Origin of the sequence: Salmonella sp. 2020_1459, from assembly GCF_043847915.1 — a bacterium.
Taxonomy (GTDB): domain Bacteria; phylum Pseudomonadota; class Gammaproteobacteria; order Enterobacterales; family Enterobacteriaceae; genus Salmonella; species Salmonella enterica.
On the sequence record NZ_JBCMFA010000005.1, the window covers coordinates 196,552 to 218,497 of the forward strand.

Here is a 21,946-nt window from a genome sequence, read left to right on the forward strand (position 1 = left end):
TACCCGGCCTACAAAATCACGATATACGCTGTAGGCCCGGTATGCGTAGCGCCACCGGGCGATAACTATACAAATTAACCTATCAGGCCGATTGCGCCAGAGCAAGTTCCTCTTCACGCGTTTCAATACGCTGGTCGCCGTTATACAGACGCGCTTTTTGCAGTCCAACAAACAAACGCTCGCCGCGAACCGGAACATCCTCACCCGCCATCACCACCGTCAGCGGATCGTGATACCACCCCAGCGGCTGTACCACTAACTGTGTATAGTGACCTTTCGGGCTGGCCTCAATGACCTGTACTGGTAGCGGAGAATCCAGGCTGGTGCGGCGGCTAATATCCACCTCCCACGGACGCAGGAACAGATCGACCGGCCCCTGGTACGCGGGCGTATAACCCAGCGGCCAGCGATGCGCGCCAACGTGAAACTGCCCGCCGCGGACGGTGCCTGTCAGGCGGTTCACCTCGCCCATAAACTCCAGTACGAAGCGGGTTGCCGGTTCACGCCACACTCGATCCGGCGCATCAGCCTGTTCGATATTGCCCTGACTCATCACCACCACCCGATCCGCCACTTCCGTCGCTTCTTCCTGATCGTGGGTGACAAAGACGCTGGTGAATTTCAGTTCTTCATGTAGCTGGCGCAACCAGCGACGTAACTCTTTACGTACCTGGGCATCCAGCGCGCCAAAGGGTTCATCCAGCAGTAGAATTTGCGGTTCTACGGCAAGCGCGCGCGCCAGCGCCACGCGCTGTTTTTGTCCGCCGGAAAGCTGGGCGGGGAAGCGATCCGCGAGGTGCGCCAGTTGCACCATCTCCAGCAATTGCGTCACTTTCGTTTTAATCGCCGCCGCAGTTGGGCGGTCGCGTCGCGGCAGCACCGTCAGACCAAAAGCAATGTTGTCAAACACCGTCATATGGCGAAACAGCGCATAGTGCTGAAACACAAAACCGACTTTACGCTCACGCGCGTGCAGGCGGCTAACGTCCGTACCGTGGAAACGAATATGGCCGCTGGACTGATGTTCCAGCCCGGCAATAATGCGCAGCAGCGTCGTTTTGCCGGAACCAGACGGCCCCAACAAGGCAACCATCTGGCCGGAAGGAATATCCAGCGAGATATCATTCAGTACCTGAGTGCGACCAAACGATTTCTTAATTCTGGCGATCTCAATGCTCATGATTTTCCTCCTGTTGCGCGCGTTTTTCCTGATTCTCCAGACGCCATTGCAACATGCTCTTCAAAAACAGGGTAATAATCGCCATTAGCGTCAACAATGCGGCGGCGGTAAAGGAGCCGACGGTGTTGTAGTCCTGCTCCAGTAATTCAATCTGTAACGGTAGCGATAACGTTTCGCCGCGAATCGAGCCGGACACCACCGACACCGCGCCAAACTCGCCAATCGCGCGGGCGTTGGTTAACACCACGCCGTAGAGTAGCGCCCAGCGAATATTCGGCAATGTCACGCGGCGAAACATTTGCCAGCCGGATGCGCCCAGTAAAATCGCCGCCTCATCTTCCTGACTGCCCTGGCTGAGCATCACTGGCACCAGTTCGCGCACCACAAACGGACAGGTGACAAAAATAGTGACCAGTACCATCCCCGGCCAGGAGAACATCATTTGCAAATTATGCTCATCCAGCCAGCCGCCCAACGGGCCGTTGGAGCCATAAAACAACAGATAGACCAGACCGGCCACCACCGGCGAGACGGCAAAGGGAATATCCAGCAGGGTCAGCAGTAGCTGACGTCCGGGAAAGTTAAAGCGCGTCACCAGCCACGCCAGCAGAATGCCGAACACCAGATTCACCGGCACTGCGATCAAGGCAATCAACACCGTCAGCCAGATGGCGTGCAGCATGTCCGGATCGGCCAGATTTTGCAGTACCGGCATTAACCCTTTGCTGAACGCCTGCACGAAGATGTAAATCATCGGCACCAGCAGGATAAACGCCGAAACCAGCATCCCGACGCCAATCAAAAACCATTTTCCCCAGTTAATGCGGGGGACGTCGTATCGCTTCAATTGAGTCACTTCCGCCATTAATGACCTACCACACGTCGACCAAAGCGACTTTGCAAGGTATTGATAGAGAACAGCAGCAGCAAGGATGCCGCAAGGATCACCGAGGCAATGGCGCTGGCGGCCGGGTAATCAAACTCCTGCAAGCGCACAAAAATCATCAGCGAGGTCACTTCTGTTTTCCAGGCGATATTTCCGGCGATAAAAATCACCGCGCCAAACTCGCCCAGACTACGGGTAAAAGAGAGCGCCACGCCGGCAATCAGCGCAGGCGACAGCTCAGGCAGCACGACTTTGCGAAAACTTTGCAGGCGGGTGGCCCCCAGCGTTTGTGCCGCTTCTTCATATTCCGGCCCCAGCTCTTCCAGTACCGGCTGGACGGTGCGCACCACAAATGGAATACTGGTAAAGGCCATCGCCACCGCAATACCGAGCCAGGTATAGGTCACTTTGATATCAAACTGCGCGAGAAACTGACCGTAGAAACCGTTCACTGAGAACAGCGAGGCCAGCGTTAACCCCGCTACCGCTGTCGGCAGCGCAAACGGCAGATCCATCAGCGCATCCAGCAACGTGCGCCCCGGAAAACGGTAGCGGGTTAAAATCCACGCCATCAGCAGACCAAACACGCCATTAAAAATCGACGCCACAAATGCCGCCAGCAGCGTCACTTTATAGGCAGCCACCACCTGTGGGTTGGTCACAACATCCCAGTATTGCGCCCAGCTCATCTGTGAGAGCTGCATCACCAGCGCGCTCAACGGCAACAGCAGGGTCAGGCAGACAAACAGCAAACTGGTGCCGAGGCTTAACGTAAAGCCGGGCAGCACGCGTCGGGAAGAAACGGCAAGCATTACTTACGCCCCGCCGCCAACAGTTTGTCCAGCTCGCCGCCGCTGGCAAAGTGCGTTTTCATCACTTCCGGCCACGTGCCAAACTTTTCTTCCACGCGGAACAGTTCGGTCTGCGGGAATTTATCTGCTTGCTTGCCCATGATTTCCGGGTTATTCACGCGGTAGTAGTAATGGGTGATGATGGTCTGCGCCTGCGGGCTATACAGCCAGTTCAGGTAAGCTTTGGCGGCTTTTTCTGTGCCGTTGGCCTGCACGTTTTTATCTACCCAGGCAACCGGGAATTCAGCAAGAATGTTCGTTTTCGGGATCACCACTTCAAATCCCTGGGCTTCATATTGTTTGCGGATGTTGTTCACTTCCGATTCAAAACTAATCAGCACATCGCCCAGACCACGCTCGGCAAAGGTAGTCGTAGCACCGCGACCGCCGGTATCAAACACTTCGACGTTTTTCAGGAACTGGGTCATAAACTGTTCGGTTTTGGCTTTATCGCCGCCGTCCGCGTTATCCGCCGCGCCCCATGCCGCCAGATACGTGTAACGGGCGTTGCCGGAGGTTTTCGGGTTAGGGAAAATCAGCTTCACGTCGGAACGTACAAGATCGCTCCAGTCGTGAATATTTTTCGGGTTCCCCTTGCGCACCAGGAAGCCCATCGTGGAATAGAATGGCGAACTGTTGTTCGGCAGACGGCTTTGCCAGTCGGCAGGGATCAGTTTGCCTTTATCATGGAGAATCTGTACGTCGGTCACCTGATTGTAGGTGACGACGTCTGCCTTCAGTCCCTGCAAAATCGCCAGCGCCTGTTTTGATGACCCGGCATGAGACTGCTTAATCGTCAGCTTATCGCCGCCGTTATCCTTCGCCCATTGTTGCTCAAACGGCGGGTTAAGGGCGGCAAACAGCTCGCGGGAGACATCGTATGAGCTGTTCAGCAGCTCCGTTGCCTGCGCCTGCCCTGCCAGTAACAGCATTGCTGCCAGCGTCAGGAGTCTCTTTTTCAGTAAGTTAACGGCCATTGCGCACCCTTATAAATTTAATGACTTTCTTATGGTCATCATATTTATAACCAGCGCTAAAGGAGTAACGGTTTTATATACCGTTTGATGATTTGAAAGTTGAAAAGGGAATAAGAGAATCCCTCCCCACGCGGCGCGGGGAGGAGACCGGCATCAATCAGACGCCTACGCTTACGCTTTCAGGCAGGGTACTGCCGCCATCAATGACGTTTTGCGTTCCGGTAAGATAGCTGGACTCATCGGAAGCCAGAAATGCCGCCAGTTCCCCTACTTCCAGCGGATCGGCAAGACGGCGTAGCGGAATAGCTTTTGCCATTTCCGTTAATACCGACTCCGGATCGTCAGGATTAGACTGACGGGCAATGCTTTCCGCCATCGGCGTTCTTACATAACCGGGGCAAATGGCATTCACACGAATACCGGACTGCGCATACTCTACCGCCAGCGATTTGGTTAAACCGACAATGGCGGCTTTTGACAGCGCATAGGCCGTTTCACCCGGGTCCGCCACCATATCTCCCGTGACGGAAGACATCATCACAATGCGGCCATCTTTACGTTTAATCATCTCCGGCAGGACGGCTTTGGTGACGTTCCAGACACCTTTAATATTAATATCAATGTGGAAATCGCGATCTTCTTCACTCATATCGAGGAAGTTGCCCAGACGGCACACGCCAGCGTTATTCACCAAAATATCAATTCTACCTTCAGTCTCTTTGGCGCGCGCAACCGCCGCCTGCACCGAAGCAAAATCTCTGACGTCAGCCTTAACGGCAGTACAGCGATGTCCGCGCCCGCCCAGCTCATCCGCCAGCTTTTCAATCTCATCGGAGATATCCAGCAAGATTAAGTTCGCGCCGTGGCGTGCGAATACGCGAGCGATCCCTTCGCCAATGCCCTGCGATGCGCCCGTAATCAATGCTGTCTTGCCCGTGAGTTTACCCATTTTCAATGTCTCCTTTTGAATATGGAGTCTTACACTCCATTAACACTGAAAATACAGTAATAACAAATAAGTGCTGAGGAATAGCTCACTAATTCAGGTAAATATTAGGTAAAAAAATCCCCGCGGAGGCGGGGATGGGCATTTTTATGCTGTTCTGCCTGATGACGCTGCGCTTATCAGGCCTACCAATCGTAGGTCGAATAAAGCGTTTGCGCTGCCATCCGACAGGGTTTTACCTTATAGCGCTAACAGGCGATCCAGCGACGGCGCAAAATAGTAGCCGCCAGTCACCGGTTTGGTGAAGCGCAGCATTGCGTCGCGTTTACCGTCGGTATCGCCGAACATACTCAGAAGCTGCTGTTCGATATTGTGCAGACGTGCGCAGTAAGCGCAGAAATAGAGACCATGAGTACCGCTGGCGGTGCCGTATGGCAGGCTCTGGCGCACAATCTTCAGCCCTTTGCCATCTTCTTTGAGATCGACGCGGCTCAGGTGAGATGTTGCCGGACGCGCATCGCCGTCAATCTCTTCATTGGCTTCTTTGGTACGCCCGATCATCATCTCCTGATCGTGAATACTCATCCGGTTAAGTTGCTTGAGATTGTGTTCCCAACGCTGCACGAACACATAACTGCCGCCGGCATCCACGCCATCTTTGATCACCGCCACTTCACGACGCGTCTCTTCGCCCGCCGGGTTCTCTGTCCCGTCGACAAAGCCGCTCAGATCGCGTTCTTCCACCCAACGGAAGCCGTGAACTTCTTCTTTCACGTCGATACAGTCGCCGAAGGCTTCCATCGCCGCCTGAGCAACAGAAAAATTCACATCGTGGCGCAGGGAAAGGATATGGATCAGCACGTCATACTGCGTGGCCGGCGCCAGCCCTTTACCATAAGGAATAAAATCTTTCAGTTCTTCCGCCCCGACGCCGCCGCTCAGGGCGCGCCAGGTGTTGTTGCCAAACGCCACAACGGCCCCAAGATGGGCGTCCGGAAATTTGACTTCGAAGGTCGCCAGTTTATCGGCAAATGTTCTGCTGGCCGCGCGCAGGGCGTCCAGGTCGCCTTTCACATTGGCTTCAATCCAAATTGCCGCACGGCAATGTTCCGGCAAAATGCCACTTTGAACCTGAGACATAATTCCTCCTGAAAATGAGAATGCCACGCAGTCGTGGCATTAATGGAGGCTATTTTACCTTGTTTTTAAGCGAAGCGGTTTGTTCAGGCGCAAATTAACGACGCCAGATAATTTTGCGCACGTCCCAGTTTTTTAAGACGTCATCAGGAGGCATTAAGCCTTCCGGTCCGCTCCACTCGCCGGAGAAAACATAGCTAATATGCTGACTTCCCTCGGCTTTACACTCGACGCTGGTATGGCTATCGCTGGAAACCGGCTCGCAGTGACCAAAAGCTTTGCTGTAAAGGTCGCTAAACGGCGTACCGATTTTGCCCCCCGCGGCGGTTGGGATATCGCTGTCCAGCACATCAATACGGCTCACGGTTCCCTGCTCGCCGTTGATCACCATCGCGACATTGTCGCCCTTCATCGCTTCGAAAAAGCGCACCACGTTGCCGTTATCGGTTTTCATACCGCTACGCAGGCGATAATCGCCATCTAATGCCTCTGCAATAGCCGGCTCTTCCAGCGGCGTGGCGGCGGTCAGCGCTCCCACGCCTTGCTCAGTGACTTCTGTCGAGGAACCAAACCAGTTCCATGGATTTGCGGCAGACCAGTTGACCGAGGAGAGCGTCGAGCAGCCGGTCAGCGCCAGCGGCAGTGCGAGTAAAGTCAAACGCAGCGATTTCATCTCACTTCCTTTCTTTTATTAATTAACGTTGGTTGGAGTGCGGGTTCGCCAAAAAGTGCCGTTATTCTTTCTCAAAGGAAAAACAGGCACGCAAACGTTGATTGGTTAACAGCCAGATCAGCGCGACGATGTCCGCCAGCAGCAGCGCCAGCCCGACGCCGTTGACCGGGTCGCCACCCAGCCACATCACCGGCAGCCAGCACAACGACACCAGTTGAGCAAGAATCAGGAGTCCGCGCAGCCAGCGCCACACACCAGGAAACGCTTCACGCCGCCCGCTGAGCAAAAACGCCACTACCGCCGGAACGCCGGGCAACAGCCCCAGCCAAAAATTGTCATGGTCGGGATAAAAAAAGTTTAACAAAGTATTACCCTGTCCACGGGATGAACCGGCAATGACAAAGAGTACCCAGGCGCGCGCCTGAAGTAGCAGTACGCACCAGAACAGAAACGGCAGGCGTAAACGTCCGTGTACATCATAATCGGCTGGATGAAACTCAGTACTCTTCATCTTCAATCAGGCGTTTACCCAAACTTAGGGCGTCAGAATGCTCATACCCCAGACGTTCATACATGCCCAGCACAACGTCGTTATCATCGCGCACCATAATTTGGATTTTCGGACACCCGCGAGCGATGAGTTTTTTTTCCAGCCGGTTAAGCAACGCATTCGCAATGCCGCGCCCGCGGAACTCCGGGTGAACGCCCAGGTAATACGCCGAGCCGCGATGCCCGTCATAACCGCCCATTACCGTACCGACGACTTCGCCGCTAACTTCCGCAACGAGGAACAAGCTGACATCGTGATTCACCTTGCGTTCAATATCCATTTCAGGATCGTTCCATGGACGCAGCAGGTCGCAACGCTCCCAGAGGGTAATCACCTCTTCGAAATCTTCCTGGCGAAAAACGCGTATTTCCATGGTATTCGTTGCCTTTTCGGGTGGAAAAACCAAGATTATGGCGCAAACATCTGATTCAGCCAATATCTGACGCGATGTAGCGGAAAAAATGGCATAATGGCGATGTGTCACGTATTGAAATGAAAAGTAAAACAATTCTCATCACCAACCGTCGTAACGGATTACGCGATACGATATAACATCTTGAACTTAATTTTCACAACTCAGGCCGTATGAGCACTTTTAAACTCCTAAAAACTCTCACATCGCGCCGCCAGGTACTCAAAACAGGTCTGGCGGCCCTGACGCTGTCAGGTATGTCGCACGCAATAGCCAAAGAAGAAACGCTAAAAACCAGTAATGGTCACAGCAAACCCAAAACCAAAAAAACCGGCAGTAAACGGCTGGTGATGCTCGACCCCGGACACGGCGGCATCGATACCGGCGCGATTGGCCGCAACGGTTCTCAGGAAAAACACGTCGTGCTGGCAATTGCCAAAAACGTACGCGCTATTTTGCGAAATCACGGAATCGATGCGCGTTTAACCCGGACAGGGGATACCTTTATTCCGCTGTACGATCGGGTGGAAATCGCCCATAAGCACGGCGCGGATCTGTTTATGTCTATTCATGCCGATGGTTTTACCAACCCGAAAGCGGCAGGCGCTTCCGTTTTTGCGCTTTCCAACCGCGGGGCCAGTAGCGCCATGGCGAAGTATCTCTCCGAGCGTGAAAACCGCGCGGACGAAGTGGCGGGTAAAAAAGCCACTGACCGGGATCATCTATTACAACAAGTTTTGTTTGATCTGGTGCAAACCGATACGATTAAAAACAGTCTGACGCTGGGTTCGCATATTCTCAAGAAAATCAAACCTATACATAAATTACACAGCCGCACTACCGAACAAGCGGCTTTCGTGGTGCTAAAATCACCGTCAATTCCGTCGGTATTGGTCGAAACCTCGTTTATTACCAATCCGGAAGAAGAACGCCTGCTGGGCACGACGGCGTTTCGCCAGAAAATCGCTACGGCGATCGCCAACGGCATCATCAGTTATTTTCACTGGTTTGATAATCAGAAAGCACACACGAAGAAACGGTAATCATGAAACCCGATGCACATCACGTAAAACAGTTTCTGCTACGCCTGCAGGATGATATTTGCCAAAAGTTATCCGCTGTGGATGGCGCAAACTTTGTCGAAGATAGCTGGCGACGCGAAGCGGGCGGCGGCGGACGCAGCCGGGTATTACGCAACGGCGGGATTTTCGAACAGGCGGGCGTTAATTTCTCTCACGTTCACGGCGATGCAATGCCCGCGTCCGCCACCGCGCATCGGCCAGAACTCGCCGGGCGTAGCTTTGAAGCGATGGGCGTATCGCTGGTGGTGCATCCGCACAATCCGTATATTCCCACCAGCCATGCTAACGTGCGCTTTTTTATTGCCGAAAAACCGGGCGCCGATCCGGTGTGGTGGTTTGGCGGCGGGTTCGATTTAACGCCCTACTACGGCTTTGAAGAGGATGCCGTTCACTGGCACCGCACCGCCCGCGACCTGTGTCAGCCGTTTGGCGACGATGTGTATCCGCGCTATAAAAAGTGGTGCGACGACTACTTTTTCCTCAAGCATCGTAACGAGCAGCGCGGTATCGGCGGCCTGTTTTTTGACGATTTGAATACGCCGGATTTCGACTACTGCTTCGCCTTTATGCAGGCGGTCGGCAACGGCTACACCGAGGCGTATTTACCGATTGTCGAACGACGCAAAGCGATGGTCTGGGGAGAGCGGGAGCGTAATTTTCAACTTTATCGCCGCGGGCGCTACGTGGAGTTCAATCTGGTGTGGGACAGAGGCACCCTGTTTGGTCTGCAAACCGGCGGGCGCACTGAATCTATCCTGATGTCGATGCCGCCGCTGGTGCGCTGGGAGTACGACTGGCAGCCAGAAGCGGGTAGCCCGGAAGCGGCGCTGAGCGAGTTTATTCAGGTACGCGACTGGGTGTAATTGCCTTATAGCGCCACGCTTATCAGGCCTACAAAACAGCATGGCATCAATAACCAATATCAATCTCTTCCGGGATAAGATACTTATTAGTTTTTGAGTCAAACGGCACCGACCACTGCTTATCGATTTTCTCGCCCTCTAATACTCCGGTGGCATGTAAAAGCATATTCGGATAGGTGCCAGTATATTTCTGTGCAAATGCCACCTGAGTATCCAGCTTATCTATCGAATAACCTTCCTTTTCGGCACCGAAATCTTCACTACTGGAATAAGTTGGCAGACTGGCAATCAGTTGAATATTCTTCCCTTGCGCAACATAAAACTGCTGAAAGGTTTGTTCAAAGCCCTGCATCATATAACTGGACTTCAGCACCACGCCCCACCTGTCGCCAATTTTTACCGCTTTCGCACCACCAGATGTTCCCATACGACCATAACCTTCCGTCGTTATACGTGCGGTTATGGCGTCCCCGTTCAGATACCAGATATCAAATGGGGCGGTATCAGGCTCCGATGCTCCGGTAAGATAACCACACATCACAACAATCCGCTGCTCAGTTGATACCTGTTTATCCAGACAAGCAGAGTATTGCAGATCGGGTTGATCTTTTCTCAACCATATACGGCTTTGCAATTCATCCAAAGAAGGTTGGTAATATGACGTTAAAGCGGTTGGAATTTCGTCTTGTGCCAAAACGGGCAGGTTGACCAAGAGAAGGCCGAGAAATAGCAGTCGTTTTTGCATACTTAAATGTCCATATTAAAAAAGAAGATCTTATCAACTGGACACAACACAGAGTAACGTCGCATGAAAAATCAGAAAAAAGCCTGATAGCGCTACGCTTATCAGGCCTACAACCACAACGGCACCGCCCCGTAGGCCGGATAAGACGCAAAGCGTCGCATCCGGCACAAGAATGCCATCAAGCCCATTGCCGCATCCGTTGATGCAGCGTCAACGACGGTTTTTCGGCAAATAATTGCTGATAATCGGTGGCAAATTGCCCCAGATGCCAGAATCCCCACTGCATCGCGGCATCTTTGACCGTGGCGCTCTGCGACCACGGGCTAATCAGTTCCCGGCGTACTGCGTTTAAGCGAATACGTTTCAGCCACGCATTGGGGCCAATGCCCAAAATGGCGTGAAACGCATTTTGCAGCGTGCGACGGCTTACGTGTAGCTGGTTACATAAGTCGAGCACCGTCAGCGGCTCCGACATATTTTCCAGCACATATTCCCGCGCCCGCGACAGTAGCCTACGATATCCCTGATGGCTGATGCTCTCGGCGCTATGAATCGGCTTCGCCTCTTCCAGCATCGTGCCCATCGCCAGCAATAAATTATCACTCAAGACCTTACGCACCGCAGGTTGATGCAGAGTTTCAGGACTCTCGCTAAAGGTGGCCAGCGCCTGCTGCACAAAGCCCCACAGCGCCGCTTTATGCTGCTCTTTTACCTCCAGCGCTAACTGGTTACGTAGCATATGCAGCACCCTTTCCGGGTTATGCAAAAACGTGGCCTGACGGGAAATAACATCTTCCGAGATAACGACGCCCAGAATGGTGTAATCATCCGGCGTGCTCAGTTCAAACTCGGTGCCTCCCGGTCGGGTGGCAATCTCGGCGCTGCCGAGCCCCTGCGCGCCGATAAATCCCTGTTCGCCGCGCGTCGCCGGAATACCAAACCAGAAAGAGTTTGGCCAAACCAGACACGACTGACGCAGCGCCAGGCCGGTGTATTCACGGAACACCTGAATCTCATCAAGCAGGATTTCCGTGAACTCGCCATGAAATTTACCCGGGTGTAACTGATCGTAGATCTGCTGCCAGGCGGTGATAGTCAGAGCATGTTCATAGACATCCGTCGTCCGTCGCTGATGAACATTGTCCACCTCGACTCTGGGCGTAAGTTTAACGTCTTCGGGTAACGCTTCATGATAAAGATGGTGCAAATTCGCTGTACGGGTCTTTTTCATGATCTTCTATGCCGGACGCCCGCCAGGACGCCCGGCCCTCCGACAGATTAATTTTTGATGCGATAGCGACTACTGCGTTTACGCAACGCTCCGTCAGAAAAGAGTTGTTCCAGCACGTTTCTGGCCTGCTCCAGCGGCCAGCCAAAATGCGCGGCAACCTCTCCCGCCGTCATTCCCTGGCGTACTGATGCCAGCAGCGCCAGTAACGCTTCAGCGAACTCAGGCGTTGCGGGTACCTGGGGCGCTTTCTCAGTCGGCGTTGTCGCACGCGCAAACCCGCCAATCAGCCACTGGGTGTCCTCTTCCGGGCGACCAATTTCTTTGCGGCTAATCACACGGCCTGTGCGCTGCGCGGCGGCGCTTCCGGCATCCAGCGCCGCACGACACGCCGCCAGATCGCCCTCCACCACCAGCGTTAGCCTGCCAGGGTCGAGCACTTGATGACTGAGCAAACGCACGTTGGCCGCTTTCAGCATGGCATCCGCCGCATCGACGGCGGCGACCATTCCGTCCACTTCCAGTAATCCCAGGGCATTGATCATTGGCAGCCTCCGTTACGCACGCTGGACAGGGTTACGGGCGATATCCAGCACGGCGTCGGTAAAGGCGTTGCAGGCGGCTTTACACGCGGCCTGGCTTCCCGTTAAGAACGCGGCCGAATAGTTGGTTTCCGACGGCGGCGGCACGTAAGTCACCAGCTGAACGTCAGCGGATTTCATCGCCGCGTCAATGCCGAATGTCGCTTCCAGCGGCGGCGCCACCAGGTAGGCCATTGGATCGCCCAGCGCAATACCTGCGGTAGACGAGAGGTACGAGCCGGTACGCGAAACCACATGCGCCAGGAATGCGGTATTTTCCGCATCGTTCGCCCACTGGAACGCCGCGCCGTTTTCAATACTGGCGACCATCGCATCCAGACCGGCGCGCACTTCCGCCGGGTTCGGGCCGCCCAGCATAATCAACACCTCACCGGCGGTAGGCGATGGCCCGTGAGCCGCCCCGGCATAGAGGGAGCGGCCATAGACCACTTCCACCATCGCCTGTTTTGTCGCTTCATCAGCGGCAATATAGGTCACATCATCAGAATCTGCCGTGATGAGTCCGAGGCTACGTATATGTGGCGGTAATTTAAGTTCCCGCGCAAAGCCGTCATTCACGGAGGCAATCACGCGCATGGCAGTCACTGAAGGTCGAATCAAATCTAATGCAGGCATGATGTCTCCTTAACGGGTCATGTTGATGCCGGACGCTTTCTGCTCCAGCATCCGTTTGGCCAAATCCACAATCACGGCGGCAGCTTCTACTGGCGGCGTCCCCCCCTGATGAATGTTTGAAATACAGGTTCTGTCGGCCTCGACGGTGGTCGCCACGCGCGGGGAATAGACCGCGTAGCAGGAGAGGCTTTCCGACTGCCCCAGCCCCGGACGTTCGCCCACCAGCAGGATGACGACCTTCGCGCCGAGAATTTCGCCAATCTGATCTTCAATCTTCACGCGGCCATAGCGCACAAAGAACGGCGTGCCGACGTTCAGCCCGGCCTGCTTCAGACCGGCAAGCAGCGGCGGCAGAATCTCTTCATAGTTGGCGGTGATCGCATCCGTAGAGAGGCCATCGGAGACCACTACCTGCACATCCGGGTTCATCACGCACTGCGACTTCAGCGCGTCAATGGCTTCCGGGCTCAGGCGACGCCCCATATCCGGGCGCGTCAGGTACAGGTTTTTGTCGCTGATCTCCGAACGTACTTCCAGCAGCCCTTGCGCTTTGACCCACTCTTCCGGCACTTCTTTGAGCACGGTGTCTTTCGAACGGGAGTGATCCGCCAGGAAGCGCAACAGCGCCTGGGTACGTGGACGCGGCCCGGCACGCCCTGTACAGACGCGTGCCGCAGTACTGCGACGCAGTTCGGTCAACACGTCCGCACGATGTGGGTTCTCGACGCCAATCCAGGCTTTTGCCTCTGCGGAACCTAAATCCAGCGCGCAGCTTTCGGTCACCGTCGGCGCGGCGCACTGCGGCTTTGCGCCTTCCTGCGTTGACGGCGCGACGGGCTGCGGTACGTCCTGTCCCATTGACGCCATCACGCTACGTACAATTTCTTCAATCTGTTTTTGATCCATGGTGTTATCCCCGCGTCATCAGAAGAACAGTGACGGATCGCCCGCCCGTTTGGTCAGACGACCATTTGCCATAATGCCCATCGTTTCCAGCCAGCGTTCAAACTCCGGCGACGGTCGTAAATTCAGCAACTGACGGACGGTGGCGGTATCGTGGAAAGCGGTGGTCTGGTAGTTGAGCATGATGTCGTCGCCGAGCGGCATCCCCATGATGTAGTTACAACCGGCAGTGGCGAGCAGAATCATCAGGTTTTCGTTAAGGTTCTGGTCGGCGTCGGCATGGTTGGTATAGCAGCAGTCGCAGCCCATCGAGATGCCGCTCAGCTTGCCCATAAAGTGATCTTCGAGACCCGCGCGGATAATCTGCCTGTCGTTGTAGAGATACTCCGGCCCGATAAAGCCCACCACGGTGTTTACCAGGAACGGATCGTAGTGGCGAGCCAGCCCGTAGTTACGCGCTTCCATCGTCACCTGGTCGGCACCAAAGTTCGCGCCAGCCGACAGCGCCGAGCCCTGTCCTGTTTCAAAGTACAGGCAGTTTTCCCCGGCGATGCGGTTGAACTCCGCCCCCACAGCCCGCGCTTCGTCGAGCATCGCCAGTTCCACGCCGAACTCTTTTAAGCCCTTCTCGCTGCCGCAAATGCTCTGGAAAATCAGTCCGCCCGGCGCGCCGCGACGAATCGCTTCAATCTGGGTGGTGACGTGCGCCAGCACGCAGCCCTGGGTCGGAATATTGAATTTATCGATAACGCCGTAAACGGTGTCGAGCACGCGGGTCAAGTTCTCCACGTCATCGGTCACCGGGTTAACGCCGATCACCGCATCGCCTGCGCCGAAAGAAAGCCCTTCGTAGATTTGCGCGGCGATACTCTGCACATCGTCACGGGTATCGTTCGGCTGCAAACGGCAGCTAAAGGTGCCCGGAATACCGATGGTGGTATTGGCTTTTTTGATCACCGGCATTTTCTTGCCGCCGTAGATCAGGTCAGCGTTGGAGCAGATTTTCGCTACTGCCGCCACCACTTCGGAGGTCAGCCCTTTGCGGGTAAACGCGATGTCGTCCACGGAGGTTTCATCGCTCAGCACGTATTCGCGCAGTTCGCTGATGCTCCAGTTTTTAATCCGGTTATAGGCCGTTTCGTTGACGTCGTCCTGAATCAGGCGCGTCACGCAGTCCTCTTCATAGGCAATCACCGGATTGTTGCGGATATCCGCCACCGTCATTTCCGACAGTACCTGTTTTGCCGCTACGCGCTCCTGCGAACTTGCCGCGGCAACCCCGGCCAGCACATCCCCCGAACGCAGTTCGTTGGCTTTGGCCAGTACCTCTTTTACATCCTTAAACTGATAAACATTGCCGAACAATGTGGTCTTTAGTTTCATAAGTCGTTCCCTCAGGAAGGAAATGCGAGTGATTTCACCGTCACCGGCACAACCGATCCGCCAAAAAGAGGCGTACCAATGTCGATATAGTCTCCCGCCCGCACGACCACCTCATCGATGACCGCCAGCGGAAGTTGCGGTAACTGTGGGCGCAATAACATGCCCAGCGCTTTACCAAAATCCTGCTCGGCCACCACCAGCAGGGGATGTGGATTGGGATAACGCGCGACAAAAGCCGTCAGCGCGTTGATGACCGTGAGTAATGCGGCGTAACGCACCGGAAGCGTGGCGGGAAGCGCCAGCACGTAAGCGTCGGTTTGCGGGTCGAGATCAAGCTGGAGAAGCGCCTGCCGCCAGGCGTTCACCAGATCGGCGTCATCCTGCGGGATCGCCACCGGCAGGTTGCGCAGCGGCAGTTGGACGTCTTCCAGCCAGATAGTACTGCCGGAAAGCGACAGCGTATGGGCCCCAGCGCCAATCACCGTGGCGCGCACGGTTTGCGCCGGAAACTGCACGTTCATCTCGCGCAGACGCGGGTGCTCATGCAGCGCGGTCGCCAGCAGCGGCCCGATATCAGAAAAGCAGAACGGATCGGCAGGTTGGTTGCGGTAGCATTCACCTACCCCACCGGAAAGGGTGATCACCTCCGGCGTAATATCGGCGGGCAGTAGCCCGGTTTGCATCAGCGATTGCGCCAGCGGCGAGAGCGCGCCGGTGATAACCTCGACGATGAGATCCGCCATCCGCCGCGCCACCTGCCCCAACTGTGCGGCAGCTAAGGCGCGAGCATCAGTACCCGAACCGAATACCTCATCGATAATCATCTGCCCCGGCTGATGGGCATAAACCACGCGCCCCTGAGCGTCGGTTTCCAGCAGGCGACCACCGACGTTAAGGCAGGCGGTGCCGCTGACTTTTCCCGCGTCAAACAGCGCGTAGTTAGACGTGCCGCCGCCGATATCAATATTCAGCACCCGACACATCCGCTGCTCAGACAAGCTTTGCGCTCCGGCGCCGTGACCGGCAATGACTGATTCCAGATGCGGCCCGGCGCTGGCGACCACAAAGTCGCCCAGCGACTGCGAGAGCGTCATGACCGCCGGACGGGCGTTGCGGGTTTTGGCGCTTTCGCCGGTGATAATGATAGCCCCTGAGTCCACCGATTCAGGCGCGATGCCTGCGGCCTGATACTGGGCCAGAATCAGCGCTTTAAGTTCGGCCTCTTTCAGACCGCCCTGCTTATCCACGGGCGTAAAGAAGACCGGGCTTTGCCAGCTAATGTCGCGTTTGATGAATTCGTAGCGCGGCACCTGCGACACCGCCGCACGGTTAACCAACTCCAGGCGCGAGAAGATCACCTGCGTGGTGGTGGTGCCGATATCGATACCGACGCTCAGTAGCTGGCGAGTGTTCACGATTGCGCCTCCGCTTCGGTTTTCACCTGGGCGGCGTCATCTTTCGGCACCAGCATCATCGCCACGCCAATCGCCGTCACGCCGCCGATCAGCTTGCCGACAATCATCGGGAAGATCATGGCGTTCATGTTGGCGGCGGCGAAGCCTAAATGGTCGCCCAGCGCGAACGCCGCAGAGACGGCAAATGCGCAGTTAATCACTTTGCCGCGGGTATCCATCTGCTTCATCATGCCGAACATCGGGATATTGTTCGCCAGGGTCGCTACCATGCCTGCCGCCGCAATATTATTGACGTTCAGCAGCTTACCGACATTCATCAACGGTTTTTCAAACCAGCGGGTCAGTAACAGCACCATCGGATACGCGCCGAGCAGCACGCAGGAGATAGAGCCGATCACTTCAATGGCGCGCATCACTTCGCCGGGTTTGTCGCCTGGCGCCATAAAGATCGGGTCGAGCCCCGGAATCAACTCCCAGCCCAACAGGAATTTAATCACCGCAGCCGCCAGACCGATGGTGATCAGCGCCACCAGAAATTTGGCGAAAATCTGGAAACCGTTGATCATTTTTTCCGGGATGAACTTCAACCCCAGCGCTACCAGCACCGCGACAATCAATACCGGGATCATGTTCATCAGGATCAGCGCGAAGGTAAACTCCACTGGCTGACCATTGATCTGCACGCCTGAGTACATGGCGATCAATCCCCCCGCAATGCAGCCAATGGGAATGGTGACGATACCCGCGAGTACGCCAAGCGCCAGGTAGCGGCGGTCAGACGGTTCGATAATGCCGAGCGCCACCGGAATGGAGAACACAATGGTCGGCCCCATCATCGACCCAAGTATTAACCCTGAGTATAGCCACGCCGCGACATCACCGCCGGCCAGCTCTTTGGCGAGGAAGAATCCGCCCATATCACAGGCCAGCAACGTACCCGCGAACATGGATGGGTTCGCGCCCAGCATTTCGTATACCGGGATAATAACCGGCCCCAGTACATGCGCCAGCACCGGCGCCAGCGCGGTCATACCGACCATCGCCAGCCCCAGCGCGCCCATCGCCATAAAGCCCTCTTCAAACTGGCCGCCAGACCCCTCGATACTCTTGCCGAATTTACCGAGGAAGCGCGCCGACCCGCCGAACTGCGACAGGATCCTGTCCACGGCGGCAATCAGCATAAAGAACATCATGATGTACATGATGATTTCGTTAATTCCCATAGCCCCTACTCCCTGTCATTTTTGATTTGTAAGCCGGATAAGACGTTTACGTCACCTCCGGCATTAACGCCGTGTTATTGCCGGATGGCGGTGCGAGCACCTTATCCGGCCTACAGGCATTACCCGGCAGCCGCATACAGGTCGATAATCTGTGCCTGTGTGGCGGTGCGTGGGTTACTGCGCAGACAAATATCCTCCAGCGCGGCTTGCGCCCATGCGCTGTAGTGTTCGGGTTTGGCGCCAGCGTCAGCCAGCCGTTTGCTCTGCCCTACTTCGGCAATCAGTTCGCTCACCGCCGCAATTGCATCGCGATCGTCCGATTTCTTATTGGTTAACGCCCGACCGATTTGACTGAAGCGCTCGCGGCAAACCATCCGGTTAAAGCCCATGACTGTTGGCAGCAGCATGGCGTTGGCCTGGCCGTGCGGAATATGCAGCGCCGCCCCAGGCTGGTGCGCCATCGCATGACACAGCCCCAAACCGGCGCTGGAAAAGGCCATTCCCGCCATACAGGAGGCCAGCAACATATTTTCACGCGCCGCCAGATCGTGGCCGTAACCCACGGCTTTCGGCAGCGATTTGCCAATCATCGCTATCGCGCCAATCGCCAGGCTGTCGGTAAACGGCGTGGCGTTGAGCGCGCTGTAGGCCTCAATCGCATGCGTCAACGCATCGATACCGGTCATCGCCGTCACGTTTGGCGGAACGCCTTCGGTCACGGCAGCATCAAGAATCGCCACGTCCGGCATTAGTGACGCGTGCGCCAGCACCTGCTTGCGCCCGCTGACCGCGTCGATAATCACCGTCACGTTGGTGGTTTCAGAACCGGTTCCGGCGGTGGTCGGCACCGCAATCAGCGGCAGACGCGGGCGTAATGTACTGCGCTCGGTCATGGCGCTCAGCGTCTGGTCAGGGTTAGTCACCAGCAGGGCGACCGCTTTCGCCGCGTCCAGCACCGAACCGCCGCCAAAGGCCACTACGCCGTCGCACACCGCCTCACGCAGTTGCGCCACCGCCGCGCAAACATCGGTGATGCACGGCTCGCCTGGCGGACACGGCCAGACCGTCATCGCCACGCCTTTCATCGCCAGGCTGCGTGCCAGCGGCGCGGTCATTCCCGCCTGATGCAGGAAGCTGTCGACCATCACAAACAGATGGCTTACGCCTCGCGCTTGCGCTTCCTGGCCGCAGGCGCCGAGCGCCCCAAGTCCGCACAGCGTGACCGGCGGTACGCTGAACGTTTTCACCCGTTGCAGATTCAGGGTGTCGAATGCCTGAAATAGCGCCGTCTGTAGTTCAGCTTGCATAGAGTCCCTCCGCTTTCGCTCTCCCGCTGTTGGCTATCGCCAGCGGGGTCATAAACAGGCTGTGCTGCGGCAAATGCACCTGTAACTCTGGGAAACGCTGGCGAAATAACGCCTCCACGCCCGGCTGCATACAGGAACCGCCCGCCAGCCATAAATCAGCAATTCCTTGCCCTTCAATGTGGCGAGCAACGATCTCCGCCATCTTTTCGTACACCGGCTTCACTACTGGCCAAATCTCCTGCGCATTGCTGCGCTTGTACTGTTCCGCCTCTTCCAGGGGAATACGGCGGTTGCCCGCCAGCGTCAGGGAGATATGGTGCCCGCCAGTGGCTTCATCGGCGGAGTAAGTCACCTTGCCCTGTTTGACGATGGCAATGCCGGTAGTGCCGCCGCCAATATCCACCACGCCTGCATTATCAAGCGCCAGCAGATCCGCCACCGCCGTCGGCTCATCCAGTACGTGGCTGACTTCTAACCCGGCAGACTCCAGCACGTTGATCGAAATACGCGGGTCGGTGCCTGGCGGGAACGAGGTCGCCGCGTGGGTAAAGCGGCAGCCGAGCTGCTGTTCAAGGGTGTCGAGATGACGGCGCACGAGGGTGACGGCGCCGAAGAAATCCCAGACGATGCCGTCACGCACAACGTCGGCCCAGTCAAGGCACACCGCCACCGGCTGGGCGTTGCCGTCGACCACCATCGACACCACGTCGCAGGTGCCCAAATCGACGCCCAGCCACAGCGGCGCGTCGCTGGCGGCGGGCGTCTGGTTACACAGGGCCGCCGCTTTTTGCAGTCTTGGGGTGAGCCAGAGTTGTTCGTCGTACGCCATGAGTCATCCCTTATACAATGCGAAACGCATCCACCAGCACGCATCGACGCAGCCGCACAAAGGTACGCGCGCTGGTCACGCCTTCGCCGGTTGGCGTGGTGATGGTCATGGTGGTCCAGCCTTCTCCGCCCAATCCAAGCCCGGCAATGCACGGCCCGTTTTTGACGAAAATGCTGGTGTCGATGGCGTTCGCCATCTGGTTCATGTTGTCGATATTGCGCGAGTGCATCGCCGCCGTATGGTGGCAACCGCCTTCAAGTTGTACCGCCAGGGCGATGGCTTCTTCGACGTTGGCGACCCGCACCACCGGCAGTACCGGCATCATCATTTCAGTGACGGCAAACGGATGGTTGGCGGGCGTTTCCACAAACAGCAGGCGCGTTTGATCCGGGACGTTCAGGCCGATGGCTGCGGCAATCTTGCCCGCGTCACGGCCGACCCAGTCACGGCTGACGGTGCCTTTACCGCGTTCATCGATATTCTTCAGCAGCACCGGCTGGAGCTGTTCGGCCTGAGCGGCGGTCAGTTTCACCGCGTGCTGACCTTCCATCAGACGCATCAGCTCGTCGGCGACGCTATCCACCACAATCAGCACTTTTTCGTCGGCGCAGATGATGTTGTTATCAAACGACGCGCCTTTGACGATGGATTGTGCAGCGCGCGGCAGGTCGGCGGTCTCATCCACCACCACCGGGGGATTACCGGCACCGGCGGCAATCAGGCGTTTATTAGTATGTTTGCGCGCCGCGTCCACCACCGCTTCGCCGCCGGTCACCACCAGCAGGCCAATACCGGGGTACTTGAACAGCCGCTGGGCGGTTTCGATATCCGGGTTCGCCACGGTGACCAGCAAATTTTCCGGGCCACCGGCGGCGACTACCGCCTGATTGAGGAGGGTGATTGCCCGCTGAGAGACCTTTTTCGCCGCCGGATGCGGGGCAAACACGACGCTGTTGCCTGCGGCAATCAGGCTGATGGCGTTATTAATCACCGTCGCCGCCGGATTGGTGGACGGCGTGACCGAGGCCACCACGCCCCACGGCGCATTTTCAATCAGCGTCAGGCCGTTATCGCCGGTCAGCACCTGCGGAGATAAACACTCGACGCCCGGCGTGCCGCGCGCCTGCGCCACGTTTTTGGCAAATTTATCGTCAACGCGTCCCATGCCGGTTTCGCTGACGGCAAGTTCCGCTAATTCTCGAGCGTGTTTTTCGCCCGCCTCGCGAATGGCATGAATGGCAAGCTGGCGCATCGCCACGCTCTTCAGCCCCTGCTGAGCCCGTTTTGCTGCCGCCACTGCGTCATCCAGGGAGGCAAAAACGCCCATCTCATGAACAGTGCTGGCCGGCTGGCTGCTGTCTTTCATTTTCAGCAGTACCGCTTTCACCACCTGTTCAATATCCTGTTGATTCATGATGTTCAGTCCTATTTATGGAAAACCACTTTTCCGCCAGCCACCACTTCATCGACGATGCCAATGACGCACAGATCGACCGGTGATAATTCGCTGCGATGCGCCTGGCGTGCAGAACTGCCGCTGACCAGCAGTACCCACTCTCCGGTTCCCGCCCCGATACTGTCGATAGCGACGGCACACTGCCCGTCGGGGTTGCCCTGGGCATCGATCATTTCCACCATCAGCAATTTGTCATGCGCCAGTCCCTGATGGCGGACGGTACATACGATTTGTCCTGTGACGACTGCCAGTTTCATATCCGCCTCCATGGATTGCCCGTTGGGTCGTAGGCCTTGAATCTGCGCACCATCAGGCAATGGCGCGCATTCATGCCGGATGGCGACGCTGCGCGTCTTATCCGGCCTACCATCAAATGTTGCTGTCGCCTTTGAAGCTGATCGGGAACACTTCTTCCAGATCGCCGTGCGGGCGTGGAATCACGTGTACAGAGACCAGCTCGCCAATGCGCTGCGCCGCAGCGGCGCCAGCATCGGTTGCGGCTTTGCACGCCGCCACGTCGCCACGCACCATAGCCGTACACAGGCCACCGCCAATCTGCTTCACGCCGACCAGCTTCACGCGTGCGGCTTTTACCATCGCATCTGAGGCCTCAATCAGCGCAACCAGGCCCCGGGTTTCAATCATTCCTAATGCTTCCATCGTGTTTTCCTCTCATTAAAGGG

24 protein-coding genes are annotated in these 21,946 nt (G+C 56.5%); 2 read left to right on the plus strand and 22 right to left on the minus strand.

Annotated features, from left to right (window positions below; translation table 11 throughout):
• Window positions 1-82 precede the first annotated feature (82 nt).
• The 9 genes from cysA to ACH0VJ_RS14745 all read right to left on the minus strand — a co-directional run bounded on the left by cysA (window position 83) and on the right by ACH0VJ_RS14745 (window position 7,573).
• Window positions 83-1,180: a sulfate/thiosulfate ABC transporter ATP-binding protein CysA gene (gene cysA, locus ACH0VJ_RS14705; RefSeq protein WP_000021076.1), complete on the minus strand. Its 1,098-nt coding sequence runs from the start codon at window positions 1,178-1,180 to the stop codon at window positions 83-85.
• Complete coding sequence (gene cysW, locus ACH0VJ_RS14710; RefSeq protein WP_000852705.1) at window positions 1,170-2,045, minus strand: sulfate/thiosulfate ABC transporter permease CysW; 876 nt, start codon at window positions 2,043-2,045, stop codon at window positions 1,170-1,172. The genes cysA and cysW overlap by 11 nt, the downstream gene beginning before the upstream one ends.
• Window positions 2,045-2,878 (minus strand): sulfate/thiosulfate ABC transporter permease CysT, encoded by an 834-nt coding sequence (gene cysT / locus ACH0VJ_RS14715; RefSeq protein ID WP_000881748.1) that lies wholly within the window; start codon window positions 2,876-2,878, stop codon window positions 2,045-2,047. Before cysT ends, cysW begins: the two co-directional genes overlap by 1 nt.
• Window positions 2,878-3,894, minus strand: a complete 1,017-nt coding sequence (cysP, locus tag ACH0VJ_RS14720) for a thiosulfate/sulfate ABC transporter substrate-binding protein CysP (protein WP_000290265.1) — start codon at window positions 3,892-3,894, stop codon at window positions 2,878-2,880. Before cysP ends, cysT begins: the two co-directional genes overlap by 1 nt.
• 157 nt (window positions 3,895-4,051) lie before the next feature.
• Entirely contained in the window at window positions 4,052-4,843 is a 792-nt protein-coding gene (gene ucpA, locus ACH0VJ_RS14725) for an SDR family oxidoreductase UcpA (protein ID WP_000517460.1), read from the minus strand.
• Window positions 4,844-5,080: 237 nt separating this feature from the next.
• Window positions 5,081-5,980 (minus strand): porphyrinogen peroxidase, encoded by a 900-nt coding sequence (gene yfeX, locus ACH0VJ_RS14730; protein ID WP_000084583.1) that lies wholly within the window; start codon window positions 5,978-5,980, stop codon window positions 5,081-5,083.
• A 94-nt stretch (window positions 5,981-6,074) separates the two neighbouring features.
• Window positions 6,075-6,650 (minus strand): RpoE-regulated lipoprotein, encoded by a 576-nt coding sequence (locus ACH0VJ_RS14735; RefSeq protein ID WP_000838968.1) that lies wholly within the window; start codon window positions 6,648-6,650, stop codon window positions 6,075-6,077.
• 61 nt (window positions 6,651-6,711) lie between these two features.
• Window positions 6,712-7,161 carry a DUF2919 domain-containing protein gene (locus ACH0VJ_RS14740; protein ID WP_000842937.1) on the minus strand — a complete coding sequence of 150 codons (450 nt, stop codon included), beginning with the start codon at window positions 7,159-7,161 and terminating at the stop codon, window positions 6,712-6,714.
• On the minus strand, window positions 7,148-7,573 hold the full coding sequence (locus ACH0VJ_RS14745; protein ID WP_000406008.1) for a GNAT family acetyltransferase: 426 nt from the start codon (window positions 7,571-7,573) through the stop codon (window positions 7,148-7,150). The genes ACH0VJ_RS14740 and ACH0VJ_RS14745 overlap by 14 nt, the downstream gene beginning before the upstream one ends.
• 212 nt (window positions 7,574-7,785) lie before the next feature.
• Here ACH0VJ_RS14745 and amiA point away from each other — a divergent pair, with 212 nt between their 5' ends.
• A complete protein-coding gene (gene amiA, locus ACH0VJ_RS14750; RefSeq protein WP_000102880.1) occupies window positions 7,786-8,655 on the plus strand; it encodes an N-acetylmuramoyl-L-alanine amidase AmiA in 870 nt (289 codons plus the stop codon).
• A 2-nt stretch (window positions 8,656-8,657) separates the two neighbouring features.
• Complete coding sequence (gene hemF, locus ACH0VJ_RS14755) at window positions 8,658-9,557, plus strand: oxygen-dependent coproporphyrinogen oxidase (protein WP_000801331.1); 900 nt, start codon at window positions 8,658-8,660, stop codon at window positions 9,555-9,557.
• A gap of 46 nt (window positions 9,558-9,603) precedes the next feature.
• On the opposite strand, the gene ACH0VJ_RS14760 is transcribed toward hemF, so the two are convergent.
• The 13 genes from ACH0VJ_RS14760 to eutM all read right to left on the minus strand — a co-directional run bounded on the left by ACH0VJ_RS14760 (window position 9,604) and on the right by eutM (window position 21,923).
• On the minus strand, window positions 9,604-10,302 hold the full coding sequence (locus ACH0VJ_RS14760; protein WP_001172085.1) for a hypothetical protein: 699 nt from the start codon (window positions 10,300-10,302) through the stop codon (window positions 9,604-9,606).
• Window positions 10,303-10,480: 178 nt separating this feature from the next.
• The gene (eutR, locus tag ACH0VJ_RS14765; RefSeq protein WP_000753665.1) at window positions 10,481-11,533 is read right to left on the minus strand and encodes an HTH-type transcriptional regulator EutR; all 1,053 of its coding nucleotides are present in this window, start codon (window positions 11,531-11,533) and stop codon (window positions 10,481-10,483) included.
• Between the two features lie 47 nt (window positions 11,534-11,580).
• On the minus strand, window positions 11,581-12,075 hold the full coding sequence (eutK, locus tag ACH0VJ_RS14770; RefSeq protein WP_000606266.1) for an ethanolamine utilization microcompartment protein EutK: 495 nt from the start codon (window positions 12,073-12,075) through the stop codon (window positions 11,581-11,583).
• 12 nt (window positions 12,076-12,087) lie between these two features.
• Window positions 12,088-12,747 carry an ethanolamine utilization microcompartment protein EutL gene (gene eutL / locus ACH0VJ_RS14775; RefSeq protein WP_001111056.1) on the minus strand — a complete coding sequence of 220 codons (660 nt, stop codon included), beginning with the start codon at window positions 12,745-12,747 and terminating at the stop codon, window positions 12,088-12,090.
• A 9-nt stretch (window positions 12,748-12,756) separates the two neighbouring features.
• Window positions 12,757-13,653: an ethanolamine ammonia-lyase subunit EutC gene (gene eutC / locus ACH0VJ_RS14780; protein ID WP_000372354.1), complete on the minus strand. Its 897-nt coding sequence runs from the start codon at window positions 13,651-13,653 to the stop codon at window positions 12,757-12,759.
• Window positions 13,654-13,671: 18 nt separating this feature from the next.
• Window positions 13,672-15,033 (minus strand): ethanolamine ammonia-lyase subunit alpha, encoded by a 1,362-nt coding sequence (gene eutB / locus ACH0VJ_RS14785; protein ID WP_000769990.1) that lies wholly within the window; start codon window positions 15,031-15,033, stop codon window positions 13,672-13,674.
• Between the two features lie 11 nt (window positions 15,034-15,044).
• A complete protein-coding gene (eutA, locus tag ACH0VJ_RS14790) occupies window positions 15,045-16,448 on the minus strand; it encodes an ethanolamine ammonia-lyase reactivating factor EutA (protein ID WP_001097526.1) in 1,404 nt (467 codons plus the stop codon).
• Window positions 16,445-17,671, minus strand: a complete 1,227-nt coding sequence (gene eutH, locus ACH0VJ_RS14795; RefSeq protein WP_000512357.1) for an ethanolamine utilization protein EutH — start codon at window positions 17,669-17,671, stop codon at window positions 16,445-16,447. The genes eutA and eutH overlap by 4 nt, the downstream gene beginning before the upstream one ends.
• 119 nt (window positions 17,672-17,790) lie before the next feature.
• Window positions 17,791-18,978 carry an ethanolamine utilization ethanol dehydrogenase EutG gene (eutG, locus tag ACH0VJ_RS14800; RefSeq protein WP_001147513.1) on the minus strand — a complete coding sequence of 396 codons (1,188 nt, stop codon included), beginning with the start codon at window positions 18,976-18,978 and terminating at the stop codon, window positions 17,791-17,793.
• Window positions 18,968-19,807: an ethanolamine utilization protein EutJ gene (eutJ, locus tag ACH0VJ_RS14805; protein ID WP_000312756.1), complete on the minus strand. Its 840-nt coding sequence runs from the start codon at window positions 19,805-19,807 to the stop codon at window positions 18,968-18,970. Before eutJ ends, eutG begins: the two co-directional genes overlap by 11 nt.
• Before the next feature lie 10 nt (window positions 19,808-19,817).
• Window positions 19,818-21,221: an aldehyde dehydrogenase family protein gene (locus ACH0VJ_RS14810; RefSeq protein ID WP_001075640.1), complete on the minus strand. Its 1,404-nt coding sequence runs from the start codon at window positions 21,219-21,221 to the stop codon at window positions 19,818-19,820.
• Window positions 21,222-21,232: 11 nt separating this feature from the next.
• On the minus strand, window positions 21,233-21,520 hold the full coding sequence (gene eutN, locus ACH0VJ_RS14815; RefSeq protein ID WP_001522340.1) for an ethanolamine utilization microcompartment protein EutN: 288 nt from the start codon (window positions 21,518-21,520) through the stop codon (window positions 21,233-21,235).
• A gap of 112 nt (window positions 21,521-21,632) precedes the next feature.
• Window positions 21,633-21,923: an ethanolamine utilization microcompartment protein EutM gene (eutM, locus tag ACH0VJ_RS14820; RefSeq protein WP_000387716.1), complete on the minus strand. Its 291-nt coding sequence runs from the start codon at window positions 21,921-21,923 to the stop codon at window positions 21,633-21,635.
• Window positions 21,924-21,946 lie beyond the last annotated feature (23 nt).

What these genes read in the sequence shown, in the direction of transcription:
- cysA (WP_000021076.1), bottom strand. Translation starts at nt 1,180, where the DNA reads ATGAGCATTGAGATCGCCAGAATTAAGAAATCGTTTGGTCGCACTCAG.
- cysW (WP_000852705.1), bottom strand. Translation starts at nt 2,045, where the DNA reads ATGGCGGAAGTGACTCAATTGAAGCGATACGACGTCCCCCGCATTAAC.
- cysT (WP_000881748.1), bottom strand. Translation starts at nt 2,878, where the DNA reads ATGCTTGCCGTTTCTTCCCGACGCGTGCTGCCCGGCTTTACGTTAAGC.
- cysP (WP_000290265.1), bottom strand. Translation starts at nt 3,894, where the DNA reads ATGGCCGTTAACTTACTGAAAAAGAGACTCCTGACGCTGGCAGCAATG.
- ucpA (WP_000517460.1), bottom strand. Translation starts at nt 4,843, where the DNA reads ATGGGTAAACTCACGGGCAAGACAGCATTGATTACGGGCGCATCGCAG.
- yfeX (WP_000084583.1), bottom strand. Translation starts at nt 5,980, where the DNA reads ATGTCTCAGGTTCAAAGTGGCATTTTGCCGGAACATTGCCGTGCGGCA.
- ACH0VJ_RS14735 (WP_000838968.1), bottom strand. Translation starts at nt 6,650, where the DNA reads ATGAAATCGCTGCGTTTGACTTTACTCGCACTGCCGCTGGCGCTGACC.
- ACH0VJ_RS14740 (WP_000842937.1), bottom strand. Translation starts at nt 7,161, where the DNA reads ATGAAGAGTACTGAGTTTCATCCAGCCGATTATGATGTACACGGACGT.
- ACH0VJ_RS14745 (WP_000406008.1), bottom strand. Translation starts at nt 7,573, where the DNA reads ATGGAAATACGCGTTTTTCGCCAGGAAGATTTCGAAGAGGTGATTACC.
- amiA (WP_000102880.1), top strand. Translation starts at nt 7,786, where the DNA reads ATGAGCACTTTTAAACTCCTAAAAACTCTCACATCGCGCCGCCAGGTA.
- hemF (WP_000801331.1), top strand. Translation starts at nt 8,658, where the DNA reads ATGAAACCCGATGCACATCACGTAAAACAGTTTCTGCTACGCCTGCAG.
- ACH0VJ_RS14760 (WP_001172085.1), bottom strand. Translation starts at nt 10,302, where the DNA reads ATGCAAAAACGACTGCTATTTCTCGGCCTTCTCTTGGTCAACCTGCCC.
- eutR (WP_000753665.1), bottom strand. Translation starts at nt 11,533, where the DNA reads ATGAAAAAGACCCGTACAGCGAATTTGCACCATCTTTATCATGAAGCG.
- eutK (WP_000606266.1), bottom strand. Translation starts at nt 12,075, where the DNA reads ATGATCAATGCCCTGGGATTACTGGAAGTGGACGGAATGGTCGCCGCC.
- eutL (WP_001111056.1), bottom strand. Translation starts at nt 12,747, where the DNA reads ATGCCTGCATTAGATTTGATTCGACCTTCAGTGACTGCCATGCGCGTG.
- eutC (WP_000372354.1), bottom strand. Translation starts at nt 13,653, where the DNA reads ATGGATCAAAAACAGATTGAAGAAATTGTACGTAGCGTGATGGCGTCA.
- eutB (WP_000769990.1), bottom strand. Translation starts at nt 15,033, where the DNA reads ATGAAACTAAAGACCACATTGTTCGGCAATGTTTATCAGTTTAAGGAT.
- eutH (WP_000512357.1), bottom strand. Translation starts at nt 17,671, where the DNA reads ATGGGAATTAACGAAATCATCATGTACATCATGATGTTCTTTATGCTG.
- eutG (WP_001147513.1), bottom strand. Translation starts at nt 18,978, where the DNA reads ATGCAAGCTGAACTACAGACGGCGCTATTTCAGGCATTCGACACCCTG.
- eutJ (WP_000312756.1), bottom strand. Translation starts at nt 19,807, where the DNA reads ATGGCGTACGACGAACAACTCTGGCTCACCCCAAGACTGCAAAAAGCG.
- ACH0VJ_RS14810 (WP_001075640.1), bottom strand. Translation starts at nt 21,221, where the DNA reads ATGAATCAACAGGATATTGAACAGGTGGTGAAAGCGGTACTGCTGAAA.
- eutN (WP_001522340.1), bottom strand. Translation starts at nt 21,520, where the DNA reads ATGAAACTGGCAGTCGTCACAGGACAAATCGTATGTACCGTCCGCCAT.
- eutM (WP_000387716.1), bottom strand. Translation starts at nt 21,923, where the DNA reads ATGGAAGCATTAGGAATGATTGAAACCCGGGGCCTGGTTGCGCTGATT.